The organism is Kiloniella litopenaei, from assembly GCF_000982415.1.
In the GTDB taxonomy this organism is placed as follows: Bacteria; Pseudomonadota; Alphaproteobacteria; order Kiloniellales; family Kiloniellaceae; genus Kiloniella; species Kiloniella litopenaei.
On record NZ_LANI01000004.1, the window covers coordinates 244871 to 263675 of the forward strand.

19 protein-coding genes are annotated in these 18805 nt (G+C 43.5%); 10 read left to right on the forward strand and 9 right to left on the reverse strand.

Annotated features, from left to right (window positions below; all coding sequences use genetic code 11):
• Positions 1-26: 26 nt before the first annotated feature.
• From bamA to WH95_RS20485, 9 genes are read left to right on the forward strand one after another with little or no spacing between them, the layout of a single operon-like run.
• Positions 27-2315 (forward strand): outer membrane protein assembly factor BamA, encoded by a 2289-nt coding sequence (gene bamA / locus WH95_RS07555; RefSeq protein WP_046505141.1) that lies wholly within the window; start codon positions 27-29, stop codon positions 2313-2315.
• 12 nt (positions 2316-2327) lie between these two features.
• Positions 2328-2873 carry an OmpH family outer membrane protein gene (locus WH95_RS07560; RefSeq protein WP_157845912.1) on the forward strand — a complete coding sequence of 182 codons (546 nt, stop codon included), beginning with the start codon at positions 2328-2330 and terminating at the stop codon, positions 2871-2873.
• 19 nt (positions 2874-2892) lie between these two features.
• Entirely contained in the window at positions 2893-3921 is a 1029-nt protein-coding gene (gene lpxD / locus WH95_RS07565) for a UDP-3-O-(3-hydroxymyristoyl)glucosamine N-acyltransferase (protein ID WP_046505145.1), read from the forward strand.
• Positions 3922-4392, forward strand: a complete 471-nt coding sequence (gene fabZ, locus WH95_RS07570) for a 3-hydroxyacyl-ACP dehydratase FabZ (RefSeq protein ID WP_046505148.1) — start codon at positions 3922-3924, stop codon at positions 4390-4392. It abuts the gene before it with no gap.
• Complete coding sequence (lpxA, locus tag WH95_RS07575; RefSeq protein ID WP_113771996.1) at positions 4392-5177, forward strand: acyl-ACP--UDP-N-acetylglucosamine O-acyltransferase; 786 nt, start codon at positions 4392-4394, stop codon at positions 5175-5177. The genes fabZ and lpxA overlap by 1 nt, the downstream gene beginning before the upstream one ends.
• Positions 5178-6005 carry an LpxI family protein gene (locus WH95_RS07580; RefSeq protein ID WP_046505153.1) on the forward strand — a complete coding sequence of 276 codons (828 nt, stop codon included), beginning with the start codon at positions 5178-5180 and terminating at the stop codon, positions 6003-6005.
• Positions 5998-7176, forward strand: coding sequence for a lipid-A-disaccharide synthase (lpxB, locus tag WH95_RS07585; RefSeq protein ID WP_046505155.1), 1179 nt, complete (start codon positions 5998-6000; stop codon positions 7174-7176). The genes WH95_RS07580 and lpxB overlap by 8 nt, the downstream gene beginning before the upstream one ends.
• Positions 7177-7215: 39 nt before the next feature.
• Positions 7216-7620: a lactoylglutathione lyase gene (gene gloA / locus WH95_RS07590; protein ID WP_046505157.1), complete on the forward strand. Its 405-nt coding sequence runs from the start codon at positions 7216-7218 to the stop codon at positions 7618-7620.
• A gap of 48 nt (positions 7621-7668) precedes the next feature.
• On the forward strand, positions 7669-8676 hold the full coding sequence (locus WH95_RS20485) for a type 2 periplasmic-binding domain-containing protein (RefSeq protein WP_052741860.1): 1008 nt from the start codon (positions 7669-7671) through the stop codon (positions 8674-8676).
• Positions 8677-8712: 36 nt separating this feature from the next.
• Here WH95_RS20485 and WH95_RS07600 read toward each other — a convergent pair whose 3' ends face one another.
• The 8 genes from WH95_RS07600 to WH95_RS07635 form a co-directional block, all read right to left on the reverse strand.
• Complete coding sequence (locus tag WH95_RS07600) at positions 8713-9252, reverse strand: GNAT family N-acetyltransferase (protein ID WP_046505160.1); 540 nt, start codon at positions 9250-9252, stop codon at positions 8713-8715.
• 62 nt (positions 9253-9314) lie between these two features.
• Positions 9315-10823 carry an MATE family efflux transporter gene (locus WH95_RS07605; protein WP_052741861.1) on the reverse strand — a complete coding sequence of 503 codons (1509 nt, stop codon included), beginning with the start codon at positions 10821-10823 and terminating at the stop codon, positions 9315-9317.
• A 144-nt stretch (positions 10824-10967) separates the two neighbouring features.
• Positions 10968-11816: a 3-mercaptopyruvate sulfurtransferase gene (gene sseA, locus WH95_RS07610; RefSeq protein ID WP_046505163.1), complete on the reverse strand. Its 849-nt coding sequence runs from the start codon at positions 11814-11816 to the stop codon at positions 10968-10970.
• A 34-nt stretch (positions 11817-11850) separates the two neighbouring features.
• Complete coding sequence (locus WH95_RS07615; RefSeq protein WP_046505165.1) at positions 11851-12561, reverse strand: alanyl-tRNA editing protein; 711 nt, start codon at positions 12559-12561, stop codon at positions 11851-11853.
• A gap of 187 nt (positions 12562-12748) precedes the next feature.
• A complete protein-coding gene (locus WH95_RS07620) occupies positions 12749-13429 on the reverse strand; it encodes a hypothetical protein (protein ID WP_046505167.1) in 681 nt (226 codons plus the stop codon).
• A 127-nt stretch (positions 13430-13556) separates the two neighbouring features.
• The gene (locus WH95_RS07625) at positions 13557-14558 is read right to left on the reverse strand and encodes a cysteine synthase A (RefSeq protein WP_046505170.1); all 1002 of its coding nucleotides are present in this window, start codon (positions 14556-14558) and stop codon (positions 13557-13559) included.
• Positions 14559-14614: 56 nt separating this feature from the next.
• Positions 14615-15265: an NUDIX domain-containing protein gene (locus WH95_RS07630; RefSeq protein ID WP_046505173.1), complete on the reverse strand. Its 651-nt coding sequence runs from the start codon at positions 15263-15265 to the stop codon at positions 14615-14617.
• A gap of 77 nt (positions 15266-15342) precedes the next feature.
• A complete protein-coding gene (locus WH95_RS07635; protein ID WP_046505175.1) occupies positions 15343-16677 on the reverse strand; it encodes a pentapeptide repeat-containing protein in 1335 nt (444 codons plus the stop codon).
• 158 nt (positions 16678-16835) lie between these two features.
• Here WH95_RS07635 and WH95_RS07640 point away from each other — a divergent pair, with 158 nt between their 5' ends.
• Complete coding sequence (locus WH95_RS07640; protein ID WP_157845913.1) at positions 16836-17471, forward strand: hypothetical protein; 636 nt, start codon at positions 16836-16838, stop codon at positions 17469-17471.
• 68 nt (positions 17472-17539) lie between these two features.
• On the opposite strand, the gene WH95_RS07645 is transcribed toward WH95_RS07640, so the two are convergent.
• Positions 17540-18493 carry a tetratricopeptide repeat protein gene (locus tag WH95_RS07645; protein WP_162199383.1) on the reverse strand — a complete coding sequence of 318 codons (954 nt, stop codon included), beginning with the start codon at positions 18491-18493 and terminating at the stop codon, positions 17540-17542.
• Between the last annotated feature and the right edge of the window lie 312 nt (positions 18494-18805).

The following is an 18805-nucleotide window of genomic DNA, read 5'->3' on the forward strand; positions in this document are numbered from 1 at the left end:
ATCATACGGGTTACCCGGGGGTAAATGTGTTTCGTAAGACGCTTTTTTCGCTATTAATTGGGGGATTGTTTCTGGTTCTAGAAGCTGGAAATAGCCAGAATGTTTTTGCTCAGGCTCTTATGTCTGGGGGAACCATTGACAATATTGTTGTTGAGGGAACGCAACGAATTGAACCTGAATCTGTTCGTTCTTATATGGAAGTCAATCCAGGCGATACTTTTGACCCCGTACTTTTGAACAGATCGTTGAAAAGTATTTTTGCGACAGGACTCTTTGCTGATGTTTCTTTGAAACGTCAGGGCGGGGATCTAATTGTTGTTGTTGTTGAAAATCCAATTATTAACAGAATTGCTTTTGAAGGTAACCAGCGCCTGGATGATGAAATCTTGGCAGCGGAAACATCCTTAAGGGAAAGAGTCGTTTTTACCCGCACAAAAGCACAAGCAGACGCTCAAAAGTTATTAGAACTATACCGTCGTTCCGGTCGCTTTGCTGCGACGGTTGAGCCAAAAGTCATTCAGTTGCCACAAAACAGAGTTGATTTGGTTTTCGAAGTTGTTGAAGGTGACCGTAGTTATGTTACGACTGTTAACTTTATCGGAAATAGAGAGTTTTCTGATGGTAAATTGCAGGGCGTCGTATCAACATCTGAAACTGTTTTTTGGAATTTTCTGACGGATAGTGATACCTATGATCCAGACCGTTTAACCTTTGACAGAGAGCTTTTACGTCGCTTTTACCTAAAAGAAGGCTATGCTGACTTTGAGGTTCAGTCTGTTATTGCAGAACTCACATCAAGCAGGGAATCATTTGTTGTAACCTTTACGATTAACGAAGGTGAACGTTATAAATTTGGTGTCGTTGATGTTGAAAGCGCTTTGAAAGATTTTGATCCGACAACTGTTGAAGATCAAATTCTACCTGAAGAAAATGAGTGGTATAACGCAGATCTTATCGACAAGACTGTTGATAATCTAACGGATGCTGTCGGTGATTTAGGTTATGCTTTTGTTGATGTAAGGCCGGTACCCGAAAAAGATACTGAAAGCAAAGTAATTGACCTTGTCTTTAGTATTTCCGAGGGTTCTAAAGTATATGTTGAGCGCATCGATATTGAAGGTAACAGCCGTACACTGGATAAAGTTATTCGTCGGGAGTTTCGACTTGTAGAAGGCGATGCCTTTAATAGTTCGAAACTCCGAAGATCCAGGTCCCGGATTCAACGACTTGGCTTTTTCCAGTCTGTGAATGTTAATAATGAGCCTGGAAGCACTCCTGATCGAACTGTTATTAAAGTTGATGTTGAAGAGCAATCAACTGGTGAGTTGACATTTGGTGCGGGTTTTTCATCTTCTTCTGGCCCTCTTGGATCAATTGGTATTCGTGAACGTAACCTTCTTGGTAAAGGGCAGGATTTACGATTTAATGTTGCCTTGGCAGGATCTGGATCTGAAGCCGATATCAGTTTTACCGAACCTTATTTCCTGGATAAAGAAATCGCAGCAGGTTTTGATATCTTCAGAATCACTAGGGAAGAGGATAGCCTTGCTTTCGATGAGAAAAAGACTGGTGCAGCGCTTCGGATTGGCTATGATCTGTCCGAAGAATTACGTCAAGTATTGCGATATCGGTTTGAGCATATTGAAATTGAAAATATAGATTCTGATGCTGCTGCACTTGTTAAGGAACAAGAAGGAACTTCGATTAAATCAGCGATATCTTCTACCTTAACGTATGACAAGCTGGACTCACGGATTTCACCGACCGACGGTTATTTACTAACACTTGAAAACGAACTTGCAGGACTTGGTGGTGATGTTCAGCATTTGAAAGTCACACTCGGGGGAACCAATTACTACTCATTCACTGAAGATTTAATTCTAAAAACACGAGCCGAAGTTGGAAATATCATTGGATTAGACGAAGACACGCGTATCGTTGACAGGTTCTTCCTTGGTGGCGACAAATTGCGAGGGTTTAAATCGGGCGGCGTTGGCCCTCGTGATCAAGGTAGTGATGATGCTCTTGGTGGAAAACATTTTTATAACGGAAGTGTTGAGCTAACATTCCCGCTTGGTTTACCAGAAGAGTTTGGTGTTAAAGGACGTGTTTTCTCTGACTTTGGTGCGACTTGGAATATTGATGGTAATGATTCCGGGGTCGATGACTCATCAAATCCAAGAGTGAGTTTTGGTACAGGTTTGACTTGGTCTTCACCTTTTGGGCCTTTGGCAATGGATCTTGGTTTTGCCGCATTAAAAGAAGATTATGATGAAACTGAAATATTTAGCTTTAGCTTTGGGACTAGTTTTTAACTGATGATTTATATGAAAAAAATTGCTGCTCTTTTTGTTATTATTACTGCATTCGGTGGGTTATTGGGAGCTAACTCTGATGTGAATGCTCAAAATCTGTCGCTTAAAATTGCGGTCGTTGATACAAAAAAGGTGTTTCAATCTTCTAAAGCAATGCAACAGGTTAACCAAACTGTTGTCGGCCGCAAAAATCAGTTCCAGCAGGAGTTTCGTCAAAAAGAGCAAGGTTTACTTAGTAAACATCAGGAACTGGTTCGACAAAAATCTATTCTTGCGCCAGAAGTTTTCGCGCAACAGAAAGCAGATTTGGATAAGCAGGCTGCGATGATTCGTAGTGAAGCTAAAGAACGTAACAAAAGTCTTACTCAGCTTCGAAATTCAGGGTTAAATGAAATCAAGAAGCACCTTGATGTTGTTATCAAGCAGATCGTTGATGCCAAGAAACTCGACTTGATTTTAGCAAAAACATCTCTCGTCTATTCACAAAATAGCCTTGATATTACTGATGAAGTTATCCAAAAGCTAAATGCCTCGTTACCCGCATTAACATTAAAATAGTATTTGAGTACCTCTTATCATGGCTGATTCTCGGTTTTTTCATAATGCGGGTCCTTTTTCTTTACAAGAGCTTTGCGACCATGTCGGGGGAGAGCTTTCTGAAGGATCAGATCCGAGTTTTTTGGTCACAGATGTTGGGTCATTGGAAGAGGCCAATGAGACAGAAGTAAGTTTTCTTGATAATAAAAAATATGTTTCTGCTCTAGCTGAGACTTCGGCGGGAGTTTGCATTCTGGAAAAGAAGTTTGCAAATAAAGCGCCTGTCGGAACGCGTCTTATTCTGACCGAGAAACCTTATAAATCTTACGCTTTGATTGCCCAAAAATTTTACGCAACTGGTAAAGATGCTTCTGGTTCGGTTCACTCATCTGCCGTTATTGCTGAATCGGCTTTTGTGGACGATAGTTGCGTTATTTCAGCTGGTGTGGTGATTGGGGAAAATGTAGAGATACTCGGAGGATGTTATCTGGCGCCTAACGTTGTTGTCCATGATAGTTGCAAAATTGGAGAAAATACATCAATTGGTGCCAATGCGACAGTTGAGTATTCTTTTATAGGTAATAACTGTCAGATCCATTCTGGCGTCAGAATAGGTAACCGCGGTTTCGGCTTTGCTATGGAGCCTGATGGGTATGTTGATGTTCCTCAATTAGGGCGCGTTATTATCGGTAATAATGTTGAAATTGGTGCAAATTCGACCGTTGATAGGGGAGCCGGACCTGATACCGTTATTGGCGATGGCACCAAAATCGATAACCTTGTGCAAATTGGTCATAATGTTCAGATTGGCAAGCAATGTGTAATTGTTGCGCAGTCGGGTGTTGCTGGAAGTAGCGTGCTTGAAAATTATGTTGTAATGGGCGCTCAATCTGGTGTCAGTGGACATATTAAAGTTGAGACAGGTGCCCGTATTGCCGGTAAAGCAGGGGTAATGCGATCAGTCGAGGCTGGACAATCTGTTGCAGGTGCTCCTGCGATGCCAATAAAAGACTTTTTCAGGCTTTGCACCATTTGGCAAAAGCAACTAAAGACGAAGAAAGGTAATTAAATGAGTGAAGAAGCTGTAACAACGGGTGAGGGGCGCTCAGTAGGCATCCTTGAAATCAAGGAAATGATTCCCCATCGTTACCCTTTCCTACTCATTGATCGTGTTGATAATATTATCAAAGACGAAGGTGCGGTAGGTCTTAAAAATGTGACCATTAACGAGCCTTTTTTCGAAGGTCATTTTCCTCGACAACCGGTAATGCCTGGGGTGTTGATCATTGAGGCCATGGCACAAACAGCTGCGGTACTTGTTGTTGAAACGCTAGATGGCGAAGCTGCTGGTAAACTGGTCTATTTTATGACGGTTGATGAAGCACGTTTTCGTAAACCGGTTACACCTGGGGATCAGTTGAAAATTCATGTTACCAAGACGCGTAGCCGTGGTGCCGTTTGGAAGTTTGAAGGCAAGGCGATGGTTGATGGAAAACTTGTTGCCGAAGCCAAATTTGCCGCAATGATTATGGACGACTGATTGTGACTATTCACTCCACCGCTATTATTGAAGATGGTGCAATCGTTCATGAAACAGCTGAAATCGGGCCGTATTGTATTGTTGGATCAAATGTAAAGCTTGATGAAAATGTTGTTTTACATAGCCATGTAGTTGTTGCGGGGAATACCTCTATTGGTGAAGGAACGGTTATTTTTCCCTTTGCCTCAATTGGGCATCAGCCGCAGGATCTCAAGTTCGATGGAGAGAAATCAGAGCTGATTATTGGCAAGAATAACCGCATTCGTGAGCATGTAACAATTAATCCAGGAACGACTGGTGGCGGATTGGTCACAAAAATCGGTGATAATTGTCTTCTGATGATGTCGGCCCACGTTGCACATGACTGTATCATTGGCAATAACGTGATACTGGTGAACAATGCGACATTGGGCGGCCATGTTGAGGTAGATGATTTTGCCATCATTGGTGGGCTTTCTGCTGTGCATCAATTTGTACGTATCGGACGTAATGCTATGATTGGTGGCATGTCTGGTGTCGAAAACGATGTTATTCCCTTTGGCATGGTTATGGGAGAGCGAGCGAGATTAAGCGGCCTTAATCTGGTTGGCATGAAACGCCATGGATTACCACGGGATGATATTTCCAGCTTGCAGTCTGTTTTCAAAATGCTTTTCTCAGAAGAAGGAACTCTCTCAGAGCGGCTTGAAAAAGCAAAGAAAACCTATTCTGATAACCCAACAGCGAAAGAAGTCCTGGACTTTATTGGTACGGACTCTTCGCGTGCTATTTGCCAACCAAAGTAAATGTCCGGGAAACTTGGAATTTTAGCCGGGGGAGGGGAACTTCCTCGGCGTCTTATTAAACTTTGCCAAGATACTGGACGAGATTTCTTTGTCGTTGCTTTTAAAGGGCAAACAGATAATGAAACTGTTATGGACGTTGAGCACCTCTGGTCCCGGTTGGGGGCTGCTGGTGACATTATTTCCAGGTTAAAAAAAGAGCAGGTAACAGACCTGATTATGATCGGGCCTGTTAAAAGGCCGTCAATGGCTGAACTGCGCCCTGACTGGCGTGCGCTGCAGTTTTTTGCAAAGATAGGCGCGAAGAGTCTCGGGGATGATGGCCTTTTAAAATCAGTCGTATCTGCCCTTGAGACTGAAGGTTTTAACCTTTTGGGAATTGACGATATTTTGCACGATCTTTTGGCGACCAAAGAAATCTATGGCAAATTTTCTCCTGATGCGCAGGCACAGACAGATATCAAGCGTGGTGTAGAGGTTGCACGTTTGATGGGGCTGGCCGACGTTGGGCAGTCAGTAGTTGTTCAACAGGGACTTGTTCTTGGGATTGAGGCAATTGAGGGAACTGATGCACTGATTGATCGTTGCGCAGGTCTGAGGCGGGATGCAGCAGGTGGCGTGTTGGTGAAACTAAAAAAACCGCAACAGGAAAGGCGTGCCGATTTACCGACGATCGGTATTGAAACGGTGAAAAGAGCTGTTAAGTCTGGATTAAGAGGCATCGCAATTGAAGCTGGCGGTGCATTGGTTGTTGACCGGGATGCTGTTGTTCAACTCGCCAATGAATCCGGGCTTTTCCTAATTGGTATTGAACCTGCTGATTATGACTGAGCCCAAAAGCGACGTTCCCCTAATCTACCTTATAGCCGGAGAACCATCGGGTGATCAGTTAGGTGCGCGTCTTATGGCGGCGCTGAAACAAGAAACCGGGGGGAAGATCAGGTTTGCGGGTATTGGCGGAGAGCGTATGTCCGCTGAGGGATTGGAAAGCCTGTTTCCGATTTCAGAAATATCCGTTATGGGCTTGGCCGAGGTTTTGCCACACATCCCCAATATTCTTCGACGTATTAAGCAGACAAAAGAACATATTCTGAAAATAAAGCCATCTGCACTTGTAACAATCGATGCGCCGGGCTTTAGTCTAAAGGTCAGCAAAGGCCTCAAGGGGCAGTCTATTCCTCTTATTCACTATGTTGCGCCGTCTGTGTGGGCATGGAAACCAAAGCGCGCGGAGAAGGTTTCCAGGTATCTGGATCATTTATTGACACTCCTTCCTTTTGAACCACCTTATTTTGAGAAGCATGGCCTAGAGACTACCTTTGTTGGGCATCCCGTCCTTGAAGGAGAGCAAATAACTGAAGCTGATAGAGACGCAATATGCGATGAGTTCTCGTTAGACCCCAGCGCACCTATCTTGACCGTACTGCCGGGTAGTCGGCGAGGAGAGGTTTTACGCTTAGGGCCTCTTTTTAAAGAGGCTGTCATAGAATTAAGGAAGTCATTACCTAATTTACAATGCGTTATCCCCACCGTGAGTAATGTTCGCCCCTTTATCGATGAATTGATTGAACAGTGGCCAACTCCTGTTCGCGTTATTGAGGGGGTAAAGGGTAAACACAAGGCGTTTAAATGTTCTGATGTTGCTTTGGCTGCGTCCGGCACGGTTGCTTTGGAGTTAGCTGTTGATCATGTACCGACGGTTGTTGCCTATAAAGTTTCGCCGGTAACAGCTTTTTTTGCTAAATTTCTTCTTAAAATCAAATATGTCAGCCTTGCAAATATTCTATTGAATCGTGAAGTCCAGCCAGAGTTAATACAGAAAAATTGTAATGTTCCTGATATTGTAAAACATATATCGTCTCTCTTTCGCGACAGGCAGAAAAGAGAAGATCAAATCAAGGGATACACCGAGGCTGTTGCGAAGTTAAAGGCAGAAAACCATATGCCGAGTATAAAAGCAGCGAAGACCATTTTATCTGTTATTTCTGCATCTAATAAGTAACCTATTATCAATAACATCTTTATTACTAAGGATAGCGAAATGTCTCAAAACACTTCCTTTCGTTTTTTACACACAATGATCCGTGTTCTGGATCTTGATAAGTCGATTGATTTTTACACACGTCATCTCGGGATGAAACTCTTACGGAAAAACGAATACCCCTCTGGTAAGTTCACGCTCGCCTTTCTTGGATATGGTGATGAAGAAAATAATACTGTTATTGAGTTAACGCATAATTGGGATCAAAATGATGCTTATGAGCTGGGGAATGGATTTGGTCACTTAGCGCTTGGGGTGCCAGACATATATAAAACTTGCGAATTACTGGAAAAAGAAGGTGTAAACATTCCGCGTAAGCCAGGTCCTATGGCACATGGCTCTACGGTCATTGCTTTCATTGAAGATCCTGATGGCTATAAAATCGAACTTATCGAGAAGAAATAAATTCGGAGTCTTATTCCAAGTTTTTTACAAGTTGTTCAGCGCTTATTCATGAAAAAATGCATCCAATACTTTTGCTATACCTTGCTTGCTCTTCTTGGGCCTATCGGTCTTGTCAGCTATGTTCATGCGGGGGAGGTTCGAGACAGAATTGAAGATAGAGGGTATCTTCGCTGTGGAGTCATTGATACTGCATTTTTCAACAAGGCGCCTGTCAAAGATATGGGAACAGAACTTTGTCGAGGTCTGGCCTTAGCTCTGTTCCCTAATCCAAATGCAGTGAAATTAGTAACTATTACCGAAAGTAATGCAGGTCGAATCTTGGCTGAGGGGGCGGTTGATGTTCTCGCATTGGCAGACAGTAAGCGTTTGTCGCACCAAGGAAGCCATGAAAATATAGCAACACTTTTTCACAATAGCCTTGATGTTGCTATCCTTTTCAAAGGATACCGTGTTGCAGATCTAAATGGTAAGAAAATTTGTTCACTTGAATCCGTGGATAAAACGAGTCTGGCTATATTCGGACAAAAATACCAGATCAGTTTTGGAGTTGTGAGCCAAGCATCTGAAACCGACCTTTTGAAATTGGCCAAAAGCCAACGGTGCAGAGCTGTTGCATTGCCCCGCGTAGAGCAGTCGATTTTCTTAAACAAAGTATTCAGTGTTTCTTCTGATCCGCTCATTTTTAGTACGACGTCATCAGCTAACAATTTGGGAATGGTTGTGTCGTCTTCCGACAAAGAGTGGCAGGCAATTGTGAGGCTTTATGCTCAGGCCTTGTTAGAAAGTGAACGTCGAGATATTCATTCTCAAAACGTGGATTATGTCGCATCATCAACAACTAACCCTGAAATCCAAAAGTTACTGGGTGTCAAAGGCTCATTCGGAGACGTTTTGGGGCTTGATAATAACTGGTTTTACCGGGTCTTGCAGAGGCATGGTAATTATCAAGAGATTTATCAGCGTCATTTTAACAATAAAGGTATCAATCTTGAACGTGGTCCAAACCAACTAACTGCAAAGGGTGGCAAACTTAGAGTTAATGGTTTCATTAATTAAAATACCTTCTTTTTTATACCCTGAGAAAAAGTTCTTTTAAGCTTGGTTATATTTAGGATCATCAATCGTTTTGACGTTTCTGTCATAGTTAGTAAATCCACATTTTTGGTAAACGCCCAGCGCTTTGGGGTGATCAAGGCTACAGGTATTAACAGTCAGACGTTTGGGTTCGTATGACCAGGCAATGTCAATAATGGATGACAAAAGATATGGGCCTAGTTTCTGTCCAATAAAATCCGGTATTAGCCCCATATAGGCGAGATCTATTTCCTTTGGTTCTCGACGGTCCAGTTCTGCATACCCGGCGGGAACACCGTCGTAATAGAGAACGTAAATTTCAACGTTATCATCCTGAATTATCTGCGCCAGAGCATCATCGGACAACATGCGTCTTTCCCACCATAACCAAGGCTCTCCAATTGTATTATAGAGATACCGATAGAAAGACACCGTCGGTTTATAAGCCCGAATAAGTGAGGTCTTTTTTCCCTGTGGAGAGTGAAGAAGTAAATTATGTGGTCTCTCCAGCATTTCCAGATAAGAGATCGTTACCTCAATTTGTGGGGCTGTCGTCATTTACTCACTCTTTCTTTTGCCGGGGCAGGATAGATAAATTGGTTATATCCAATCTGGGAAGACTAATCATTCTTTTCTTTATTGCCATGCTCTGTATTGCCTTGATCTGCATTCCACCGTTCTTCCATAAATCTCTGCCAGCCAAACTGGGGTAAGATTGCTGGCAGCCAAGCACCGAAATAGCGTGTCCTGTCGTCCCGTTTATCTGTAATTTTCATTGGGCTGCTTACGATTTTATAGGCAACGATAATGGTGATTATGCCAAAAAGAACAGAGCCAATGGCCTGACCTGCGATAATGCCTTTTGCACCCGCCAACTCACCACCGACCCAGATGAAGGGAATGGTTCCTACTGTCGCTTTGGCCCAGTTGGCAAAGGTTGACCAGGTTGCTTTGTTCATATTGTTAAATGCAGCATTTGCAATGAATTGTGCGCCGCTGAAGACAAAGCTCCATGACGTAAAGATGCAAAAGAAAACCACCAACTCTGCGCTTAGGCCAGAGGCGTTAAAAATTTCTGCAATCGTGTCTGCAAAGATCGACATGATGAGTGATGTTGTGCAAACAACGACAAAAATAACAAGAAGCGAACTGTTAAGAGCAGATTTAACTCGTCCTGTTTGTGCAGCACCAATGTTTTGACCAACGATTGGCCCAATCGCAGCTGATAAGGCAAAGACAGCAGCAAAGGCAAAGGGAGTGATTCGCCCGATAATGGCTAGGCCTGCAACGGCATCTGCACCAAAGTCCGCAACAGATGTCGTGACATAGGAATTGGCAAAGGGAGTTGCCAGACTTGTCAGGGCTGCAGGGATAGCGATTTTTGAAATTGATGATATATCACTGTTTAGCCCACCCTGAAATTTGAACACAGAAAGGCCAAGCTGGCGAGCCAGGACCCATGCGGCGACAATCGCCATTGTTAAACGGGCGACAAGGGTGGCATAGGCCGCGCCTTCGATATGGAAGTCCAGAGTAAAAATGAACAGGGGATCAAGTACGATGTTAACACCCCCGGCCAACACGGTAGAGATCATGGATGCCTTGGCGGCCCCAACAGCGCGCAGAACTGCCCCCATAGACATACCAATGGAAATGATGGGCAAGGAGATCACTGTGATTTTCATGTACCTTACTGCAAATTCCAGTGTTTTTCCTTCGGCCCCGACAAGGGATAAAAGCTGTTCGGTATAGAGATAAACCGGAATTGCAATAATGGACATCATAACGAATGACGTCAGCAAGCCGTTAAAAATGACTCTTTTTGCCTGATCCCCTTGCCCGGCACCGATAACTCTGGCGACAACGGCGGCAAGCCCAATCGACAGTCCGATACTGATTGAGAAAATAAAAAAGGTTATCGCACCTGAAAAACCAATTGCAGCGGCCAGAGATTCTTCACCAAGCAAACTGATGAAATACATATCAACCAGTTCGACAAAAAAGATCGACATCAACCCGATAGAGGTCGTTGCTGTCATGTTGATTACATGTCGAAGAATGCTTCCTGTTACAAAGCGTGCATTAATTGTTTCTTGCTTTTCTGAACCGGTTTGCTTTTCAGATTTCATAGTGTTTATTGGGGCCAAGGCATGATTGTTTTATCTCTGTAATGCTCTTTCTTCCAAGCATCAAGGAGTCCAGACCTTACATTCTAAGGGCTGCTATATTAAAAGAGTAAGCATAGGTGATAAGTGTTTCAAAAATAAGAACAGTTATCCTGTGACAACTGGTGTATCACCTTCCTGTCCCCATTCTGACCAGGATCCGTCGTAAAGCGATGTTTTCTTATGCCCTGTCAACTCCAGGCCGAGGCTTAGAACGGCTGCGGTCACCCCTGAGCCACAAGATGTGACCACAGGCTTATCATAATCAATTCCGGCTTTTTCAAATGCGTTTCGAAGGTCTTGGGTATCTTTTAACGTGCCATCTTCTCTGAAGAGATCGGTAAAAGGAAGATTGAACGAATCAGGGATGTGGCCCGAACGAATACCAGCGCGAGGTTCTGGTGCTTCCCCCTTAAATCGGCCGCTTGCCCGTGCATCAAGAACCTGTTCTTTGCCGGTTTCTATATTGCGAAGAAGTTGTTCTTTGTCGCGAATAAGAAAGCTGTTGAAACGCGGCGTAAAGTGTCGTTCTCCGGGGTGAACTGTATTGTCATCAACCGGACGATGTTCTGATAGCCATTTGGGAAGCCCCCCATCCAGAACAGCAACATCCTTGTGTCCAAAAAGTCGGAACATCCACCAAACACGTGCGGCTGAAAAAAGCCCTCGCTGGTCGTATACAACGATCCTGTTGCCGTCCCCCAGACCAAGCTTTCTTACCTTGGAAGCAAACTTGATGTCGCTTGGGATCATATGGGGAAGGGGATTGTCGGTGTCAGAAATATCATCGATGTCAAAGAAAACTGCATTACGAATATGGGCTTCTTCATATAGCGCGCGTGCATCTTTGTTTTCATTGGGCAGATAGTAGGTGCCATCAACAACTCTGACATCAGGGGCATCAAGGTGATCGGCAAGCCATTCGGTTGAGACGACAGAGTTAAATTTTTCAGACAAGATAATATTCCCCCAAGGTAATGTTTACTCTGTTTTATGATGCAAATGTCAGGTTGATACGGCGGTTCTGTTTGCCTTTGTTTTCAACCTTGCCAATTTTGATCGGGCCAATTTCACCCGTTGATTTAACATGTGTGCCGCCACAGGGCTGCAGGTCAACATCGTTACCGATTTTCACCAAGCGTATTTTTCCTGATCCACGGGGTGGCTTGACCGACATTGTCCGAACCATTGACGGGTTGTTGTCGAGTTCTTCGTCTGAAATCCAGTCCTGCGTTATCGCGTGGTCTTCAGCAATCAACTGATTAATTTTCTCTTCCAGTTCGGCTTTGTCAATCGCTGTATCCGGCAGATTAAAATCCAAACGCCCTTTGACGTCACTGATTTGCCCGCCTGTTACATCGCCAACCACAGAGGCACATAGCAGGTGTAAACAGGAATGTATCTTCATATGGGCATAGCGACGCTCCCAATCCAGAACGGCGGTTACCTTGCTGCCCACCTGTGGGGCGCTGGCATCTTCTGCAAGATGCAGAACGACATCTTCGTGATTTTCACCTTTTCTGGCTTCAAGCACTTTGCTTTTTGTTCCATCGGAAAGTTCCAGCCAACCACTGTCACCGGGTTGTCCGCCACCTGTGGGGTAAAACAATGTTTGATCCAAACGAACTTGACCATCTTCAGAATAGGTCACTATTGCGTCGCAGGATTTCTGATAAGCATCTTTGTAAAAGAGCAAGTCCATTAGGGTACCTCTGGGGAACTGAAAAATGATTTATTATTTGATTATGAGACCAAGCTATCACGAGCATTTGGGAAGGTGTAGCTTTAAGCGGTTAATTTCAGGAAATTATTATCATGATACGTTATCAGATGCTCAAAAAGATCCTATAACTAATTATCTTGAAAAGACTAAACCCTAAGCTAGCAATTTATAATTCTTTCTGTAAGTAACTCATAAAAGTATTTGTATGCTTAACCTTAAGTTCGACATACATGGCTTTAGCATCAGTTCGGTCAATGTCGCCGTAATAATCATCTAGAGATCGCGCCAAACACTCTGCGAGGGTCTCATGATCGTCTGGATTATTAAAGAGTTCATGATAAAATCGTTTTTTTTCAACATATGGTACGGGACCTGAGTTCACCAATAAACGCTCTTTCGCTTTTTTATTAGGATTTAAACTCATAATACCATTCCAAGCTTTGGCAGAAGTTGCTTGAGACTCAAAGAAATCGACCCAAAGCACATATTCGATGGTTCTACGTTGCAGCGGACTTCCATCTTCTAAAATTAACAGCATCTGTTGCCAGCAAAATGTCTCTGCTTCAGAACTTACTCCATCCATATGTAACCGAGGCAGAAAAGTCGCAGTAGAATAGCACGGCCAAAGTTGAATAACCTCAAACAGGCGCTTGAACTTTTCTATATCGGTAAGGATTTCCCAGCGTTCTGAGAGAATACCTTCGCATAATTCGTTATTGAAATCCCAAAACGAATCTTCAAGAACGCTGCCATTATTATCTTTAATCCATTTTGTGATATCAGATGCCTTCACAGCTTGATTACTTAGATTGTCCAACATGTGTTGGATTGTAAGTTCAGGTTTCATCGAGACACGCCAGAAATTTTTATTAATATCTAATGCATATTATGCTTAAAAATCAGAGTCTTTAATATAAAAAAAGGCCGCTCAAAGAACGGCCTTTAGAAATAAAGTTGTGTAAACTCAAAAGAGTTTAGGCAACCCATTTGGGGACAGGTAGGCCGCGTTCTTTGAGGAACTCTGCGTTATAGAGCTTGCTGGTGTAACGCGTTCCTGAATCACAGAGCATTGTTACGATGGTATGGCCCGGGCCCATTTTCTTGGCGAGTTCGATTGCGCCGGCAATGTTTACGCCGCTGGAACCACCCAGGCAGAGTGCTTCTTCCTCAAAGAGGTTAAAGATCATCGGAATAGCGGTTTCGTCACTGATACGGAATGCCTCGTCAATCACGGCGCCTTTCAGGTTGGCAGTGATACGTCCCTGACCAATACCTTCTGTGATGGAAGATCCTTCGGATTTCAGTTCGCCGTGTTTGTAGTAGCTATAGAGGGTCGCACCATGAGGGTCAGCCAAAGCGATCTGAATGTTTTTGTTGTGCTCTTTCAGGCCCATTGAAACACCCGCCAGTGTTCCGCCGGTACCAACAGCACTGACATAGCCATCGACCTTGCCATCGGTCTGTTTCCATATTTCCTGGGCCGTGGTTTCAATGTGGCCCTGACGATTGGCGACATTATCGAACTGATTGGCCCAGATCACACCATTGGGTTCCTGTCCTGCAAGTTCCTGTGCCAGTCTTTGAGAATAATGAACGTAGTTGTTCGGATCTTTGTAAGGGGCCGCAGGTACCTCATAAAGCTCTGCACCGCTGAGGCGCAGCATATCTTTTTTCTCTTGTGATTGCGTTTCGGGGATAACAATTGCACAGCGATATCCACGTGCGCGCGCCACAAGAGCCAGACCAATACCGGTGTTTCCAGCTGTGCCCTCGACAATGACACCACCGGGTTTCAGGATGCCTTTTTCTTCAGCGTCTTTTACGATGGCCCACGCGGCTCTGTCCTTGATTGATCCGCCGGGGTTCAGGAACTCTGCCTTGCCTAGGATTTCACAACCTGTTTCCTCTGATGCCCGTTTCAGGCGAATGAGAGGTGTGTTACCAATGCTGTCTATAAATCCGTCGCGAATATCCATTTTTGTCGTCCGTAGGTGTAAGTTAAATTCGTTTTTACTCTTGCTTACTTCTAAGTTTAGGCATTCTGTGTCTCATTAGACCACACAGATGTAAGTGATGTCTGGTTTAATTCCAACCATTGCAGTGCAATTGCGGTGATGGCATTGGTGATTTTACCTTCGACCAAAAGCTCAAAGCCTTGTTCTGCTTTCATTGTGTGGGTGCGAATATCTTCGCCTTCATGATCCAGACCGTATGACTCTTTTTTCTCGTGGTGCAAAATTTCGCCGCAGAAGAGGGTAATGGTTTCTGAGCTACCGCCGGGTGTCATCAGAAAGGTCCCAATCTTTTTCAGGCGACCTAACGTGCAACCAGCTTCTTCCATGGCTTCCCGGTGGGTGAGGTCTTCCGGGTTTTCATTCTCTTCGATAATACCGGCAACGACCTCTAGTAGCCATGGGTCTTGAGAGGCTGCATAGGCACCGGGGCGAAATTGTTCGATTAGGATGATTTCACCGGTTTTGTGATCAAAGGGCAGTACGGCTGCGGCGTGACCGCGTTCGAAAATTTCACGCGGGATCTCCTCTGACATGCCACCCGCAAATAGGGTGTGGCGAAACCGATAGGAATCAACCTGAAAATAACCTTTGAATGAGGTCGTTTTCTTAATGACTTCTACCTGTCCGGTTTTGTTCAATTCGCCGATTATATGTGCTGTGTTATCCATGGTCAGAAATTAGGGGGGCTGATACTAAATTACAATAGAAAATGTGGTTTATTTTATAATACAAAAAATAAGTGTGTTTATTCCAAGATTAATCCTTTGCAACCGCGTAAGTCAGCTTTTTCAAGATTAGCACTGCGCAGATCAGCACCCGTAAAGTCAACGTCGACACACTTTGCATGTGAAAGGTCGGCATTGGCCAGGTTTGCAAAGCGGATACGGGCACCTGTTAAGTCAGCATAACGAAGGTTGGCACTTTCCAAATCTGTTTGATCAAGACAGCAATTTTTTAGGTTGGCGGATACAGAATTACCCTGGGTACCTAAAATCACCATGGGTGAGAGGCGACAATGCCTCAGGCTTGCCCCTGTAAGGTTTGCTTTTTCCAATTTTACACCCCGTAGGTCAGCATCACTAAAGTCTGAATTTAGGGCCATAACACCGAACATATTGGCCATATTGAGACGGCTTGCAAGGAAAGTACAGTTGGACAAGTTGGTTAAGGATAATTCTGCAGCTTGAAGATTGATCCCAGCCAGATCGTTGGCTTGCAGGTCGTACTCCGTCAAAATGGCTTGTTTTCCTTTGCGACCAAGAGAATTAATCCAGACGAGGTGATCTTCGAGAATATCTCGGATTGATCTGTCCAAGTCTTCGATACTTCTGGGGAGGCTGGCCTGATGGGTGTTGGCATAGGTCATGTCATTGTTGCTGAAATGTGCTGCGGTCAGATCGGCGCCTTCCATATTGGTGTTGTTCAACAGGGCACCACTCAAGTTTGCGCCGTGAAATACACAACCGCTAAAATCAGCGTCGGTTAAATCCGCACCAGTAAATATAGATCCGCTGACGTCTGAATTGGCCATCACAGCCCCCGATAAGTCAGCATTCTTGAAGTTGACGTTGGTAATATTGGTTCTACGGCCAATGACACGACCAAGCTTTGCATCACTCAAGTCTGCATCTTTTAGATTAATGCCATCAAAATTAGATGTTTCATCATGTTTTACCGGAACGTAAGTTCCATCCGGCTTTCTTATGAGAATAAATCCGTTCCGAATGTCTGCTCCGGAAAGCGTTGCATTTTCAAGGTCGGCGTTTTCAAGGCAAACACCCCGCAAATCACTTTTGCGAAGGGAACAGTCCTTCATATCTGCCCCGGTTAAATCTGCCCCAAACAGGTTCACCCGCTCTAACTTCGTTTTTGTAAAATTTGTGTTTACTAAATCAGCACCCACCATTTCAGCAGTATCGAGAACAAGGTCAGAAAAATTCAGTTTTCTGGCATCTTTGAAAGAAAGAAATAACCGTGCACCACCCACTCGTCCATCCAGATAATTACGATGAGAACTCACAGCCTCGTCAACCCAGATTTGGTTTACGCGATCCAGGGTGTGATTGTTATCTTCTTTCATTCAAGCTTCCATATTCGTACAACCGACCCTAAACGTCAGGAAATCAGAGAATACCTTTGACCAAGAAATACCATAGAACCATTACGAAGACTTATTGTTTTTTTGTGTTCTGATACTGCTAGGGTATAAACTGTTTTCTCGTTTACAATATCTTAGCTTTGGTTCTGATAGAATTAACAACTATGTTATATAGAATGAAATTTCGTGCCTGTAAGTATTACATAATACCCTTCGCACTTTGGTTTTCGGCGTTTGCAGGGCCTATAAATGCGTCTGAACCATCTGGCTTTCAAAGTTGGGAAAAGTCTTCGTTGTTGCAGAACTGGGACCAATGCGGTGCAGACTACACGCCGCCGGATTGGTGTTCAGAACTGCCGGACGAAATAGATATTGATAAATCTTACACGCACCATCGCGATACGATGGAAGATAATAAAAAGGCTGAAGCTGAAAGAATGCTAAAGGCGGCAAAAATACTTGAGAGTAGGATAGGGGCCGCAAGAAATATTCAGGGGGGAAAGCTCTATAAGCAAGACTTGATCACAATCAGCAAGCAGGCAACATCAGGTGATAAAGAAGCGATGGAATTATTGGCCTGGATGTATGTTCAGGGAATGATGCCTAAAACAAAAAAAGATCTCGACCCCAATGAGGCAGCTTATATTTGGTATGGGCGGGCCTATTTGGCAGGTGCGAAAGAGGCAAAAGAAAACATGGATAAGATTTGGCCGACGCTTAGTGTGACCCAGCAACGTCGCATCGCGAAACTTTTCGATCAGAATAATAGCCGCTAACGCAACTGATTAATCTGAGCAAAGCTTGTTTACACATATATCTTATTTTGAATAATTATCTGAGGGAACTATTTGACTAGGCCAAGTTCTTTAAGTTCTTTTCTGTACTTTTTTTCTTGTCTGTTAATGCTATAGGCCATTTGAAAATCGAATGAGGCATTATTGTTGTCGCCAAGACTTTTATAGAGGCGTCCCCGATTATAAAAAATTTCCGGATTATTCGGCGCGTAATGCAGGGCAAGATCAAAGGCACGAATAGCTTTGTCATAAGCGCCTTGTGAAAAGAGAATAATTGCCTTGGCTTCATAAGCATCAAAAGATTTTGGTTCTAGTTCTATAACATATTCCACATCGGCCAATGCTTGTTCCAAAAATCCGGTACTAAGATAGGCTTTTGCGCGTTTAATATAGGCATCCAGCGATGGGGGTTCTTCTGAAAGAATAGTGATGAAATGATCGATCGTTGCGTAATCTATATATGTGCCTAAATATACATTACTTTCATTGATTAGAATTTTACCTAGTTCAGGATTGATCAAAATAGCTTGAGATACGTCTTGAAGTGCAGCTTCAATTTCATTTTGCTCTCTGTAGAGTACACCTCTTTTTAACAAAAGTTCGGCATCTTCCGGTATTTCAGTCAGGGCTTTGTTTAGCCAGGATAATGCATCATCATTTCTTTCTTGTGCAAGGTAGAGAGAAGTCAAATTGAAGTATGCATCACTGTAATTTGGCAAAAGTTCAGTGGAACGAATAAAATCTTGTTCTGCCTCTAAAGGGCGGTTGAGGTCCAGAAAAAGGGTGCCTCGGTTATTTAAAACATAAGCCTGATGCTTTTTTGAAAGATCACCTTCTTGTAAAGCTTGAGTATAATATTCTATGGCGAGTTCCAGGTTACCATTGTTTTGCTCTTCCTGGGCTGTGCGCGCAAATAAAATACCGTCAGCAGATGTAACGGTAGGGGCGATTAAAAGAATTATGGAAAAGGCCAGTGCCGAAGTTTTCAAGAACTTTAACGCCATATGTCTGTCGCTGATCATAAGCCTGAAATTATAGTTAACGAATTTTTATCTTTATATAACTCTAGGGATAAATTGCAAAATTGATTTTATCGTAATCAGTGTAAAAATTATGCGACGTTCCTCTGTTTCGCTTTTGTTCAATGAATTTATCATTGTAAAGACGTTATTGCTGTCACTTATTTCTCTTTTAGGTTGTTTGCTTTGTTTGTCGTGTGTAAAGGAAAGGGAATTTTCATAAACATTTTGTTTTCAATTTTTGTTAAAAAAACGGGGGGCGTAACTGTGAGACGATTAGTTGTACTATGTTTGGTG

Bases quoted from the DNA above. Each gene is read 5' to 3' on its own strand.
- WH95_RS07560 (WP_157845912.1), top strand. From the start codon at position 2,328: ATGAAAAAAATTGCTGCTCTTTTTGTTATTATTACTGCATTCGGTGGG.
- lpxD (WP_046505145.1), top strand. From the start codon at position 2,893: ATGGCTGATTCTCGGTTTTTTCATAATGCGGGTCCTTTTTCTTTACAA.
- fabZ (WP_046505148.1), top strand. From the start codon at position 3,922: ATGAGTGAAGAAGCTGTAACAACGGGTGAGGGGCGCTCAGTAGGCATC.
- WH95_RS07580 (WP_046505153.1), top strand. From the start codon at position 5,178: ATGTCCGGGAAACTTGGAATTTTAGCCGGGGGAGGGGAACTTCCTCGG.
- lpxB (WP_046505155.1), top strand. From the start codon at position 5,998: ATGACTGAGCCCAAAAGCGACGTTCCCCTAATCTACCTTATAGCCGGA.
- gloA (WP_046505157.1), top strand. From the start codon at position 7,216: ATGTCTCAAAACACTTCCTTTCGTTTTTTACACACAATGATCCGTGTT.
- WH95_RS20485 (WP_052741860.1), top strand. From the start codon at position 7,669: ATGAAAAAATGCATCCAATACTTTTGCTATACCTTGCTTGCTCTTCTT.
- WH95_RS07600 (WP_046505160.1), bottom strand. From the start codon at position 9,252: ATGACGACAGCCCCACAAATTGAGGTAACGATCTCTTATCTGGAAATG.
- WH95_RS07605 (WP_052741861.1), bottom strand. From the start codon at position 10,823: ATGAAATCTGAAAAGCAAACCGGTTCAGAAAAGCAAGAAACAATTAAT.
- WH95_RS07615 (WP_046505165.1), bottom strand. From the start codon at position 12,561: ATGGACTTGCTCTTTTACAAAGATGCTTATCAGAAATCCTGCGACGCA.
- WH95_RS07620 (WP_046505167.1), bottom strand. From the start codon at position 13,429: ATGAAACCTGAACTTACAATCCAACACATGTTGGACAATCTAAGTAAT.
- WH95_RS07625 (WP_046505170.1), bottom strand. From the start codon at position 14,558: ATGGATATTCGCGACGGATTTATAGACAGCATTGGTAACACACCTCTC.
- WH95_RS07630 (WP_046505173.1), bottom strand. From the start codon at position 15,265: ATGGATAACACAGCACATATAATCGGCGAATTGAACAAAACCGGACAG.
- WH95_RS07635 (WP_046505175.1), bottom strand. From the start codon at position 16,677: ATGAAAGAAGATAACAATCACACCCTGGATCGCGTAAACCAAATCTGG.
- WH95_RS07645 (WP_162199383.1), bottom strand. From the start codon at position 18,493: ATGGCGTTAAAGTTCTTGAAAACTTCGGCACTGGCCTTTTCCATAATT.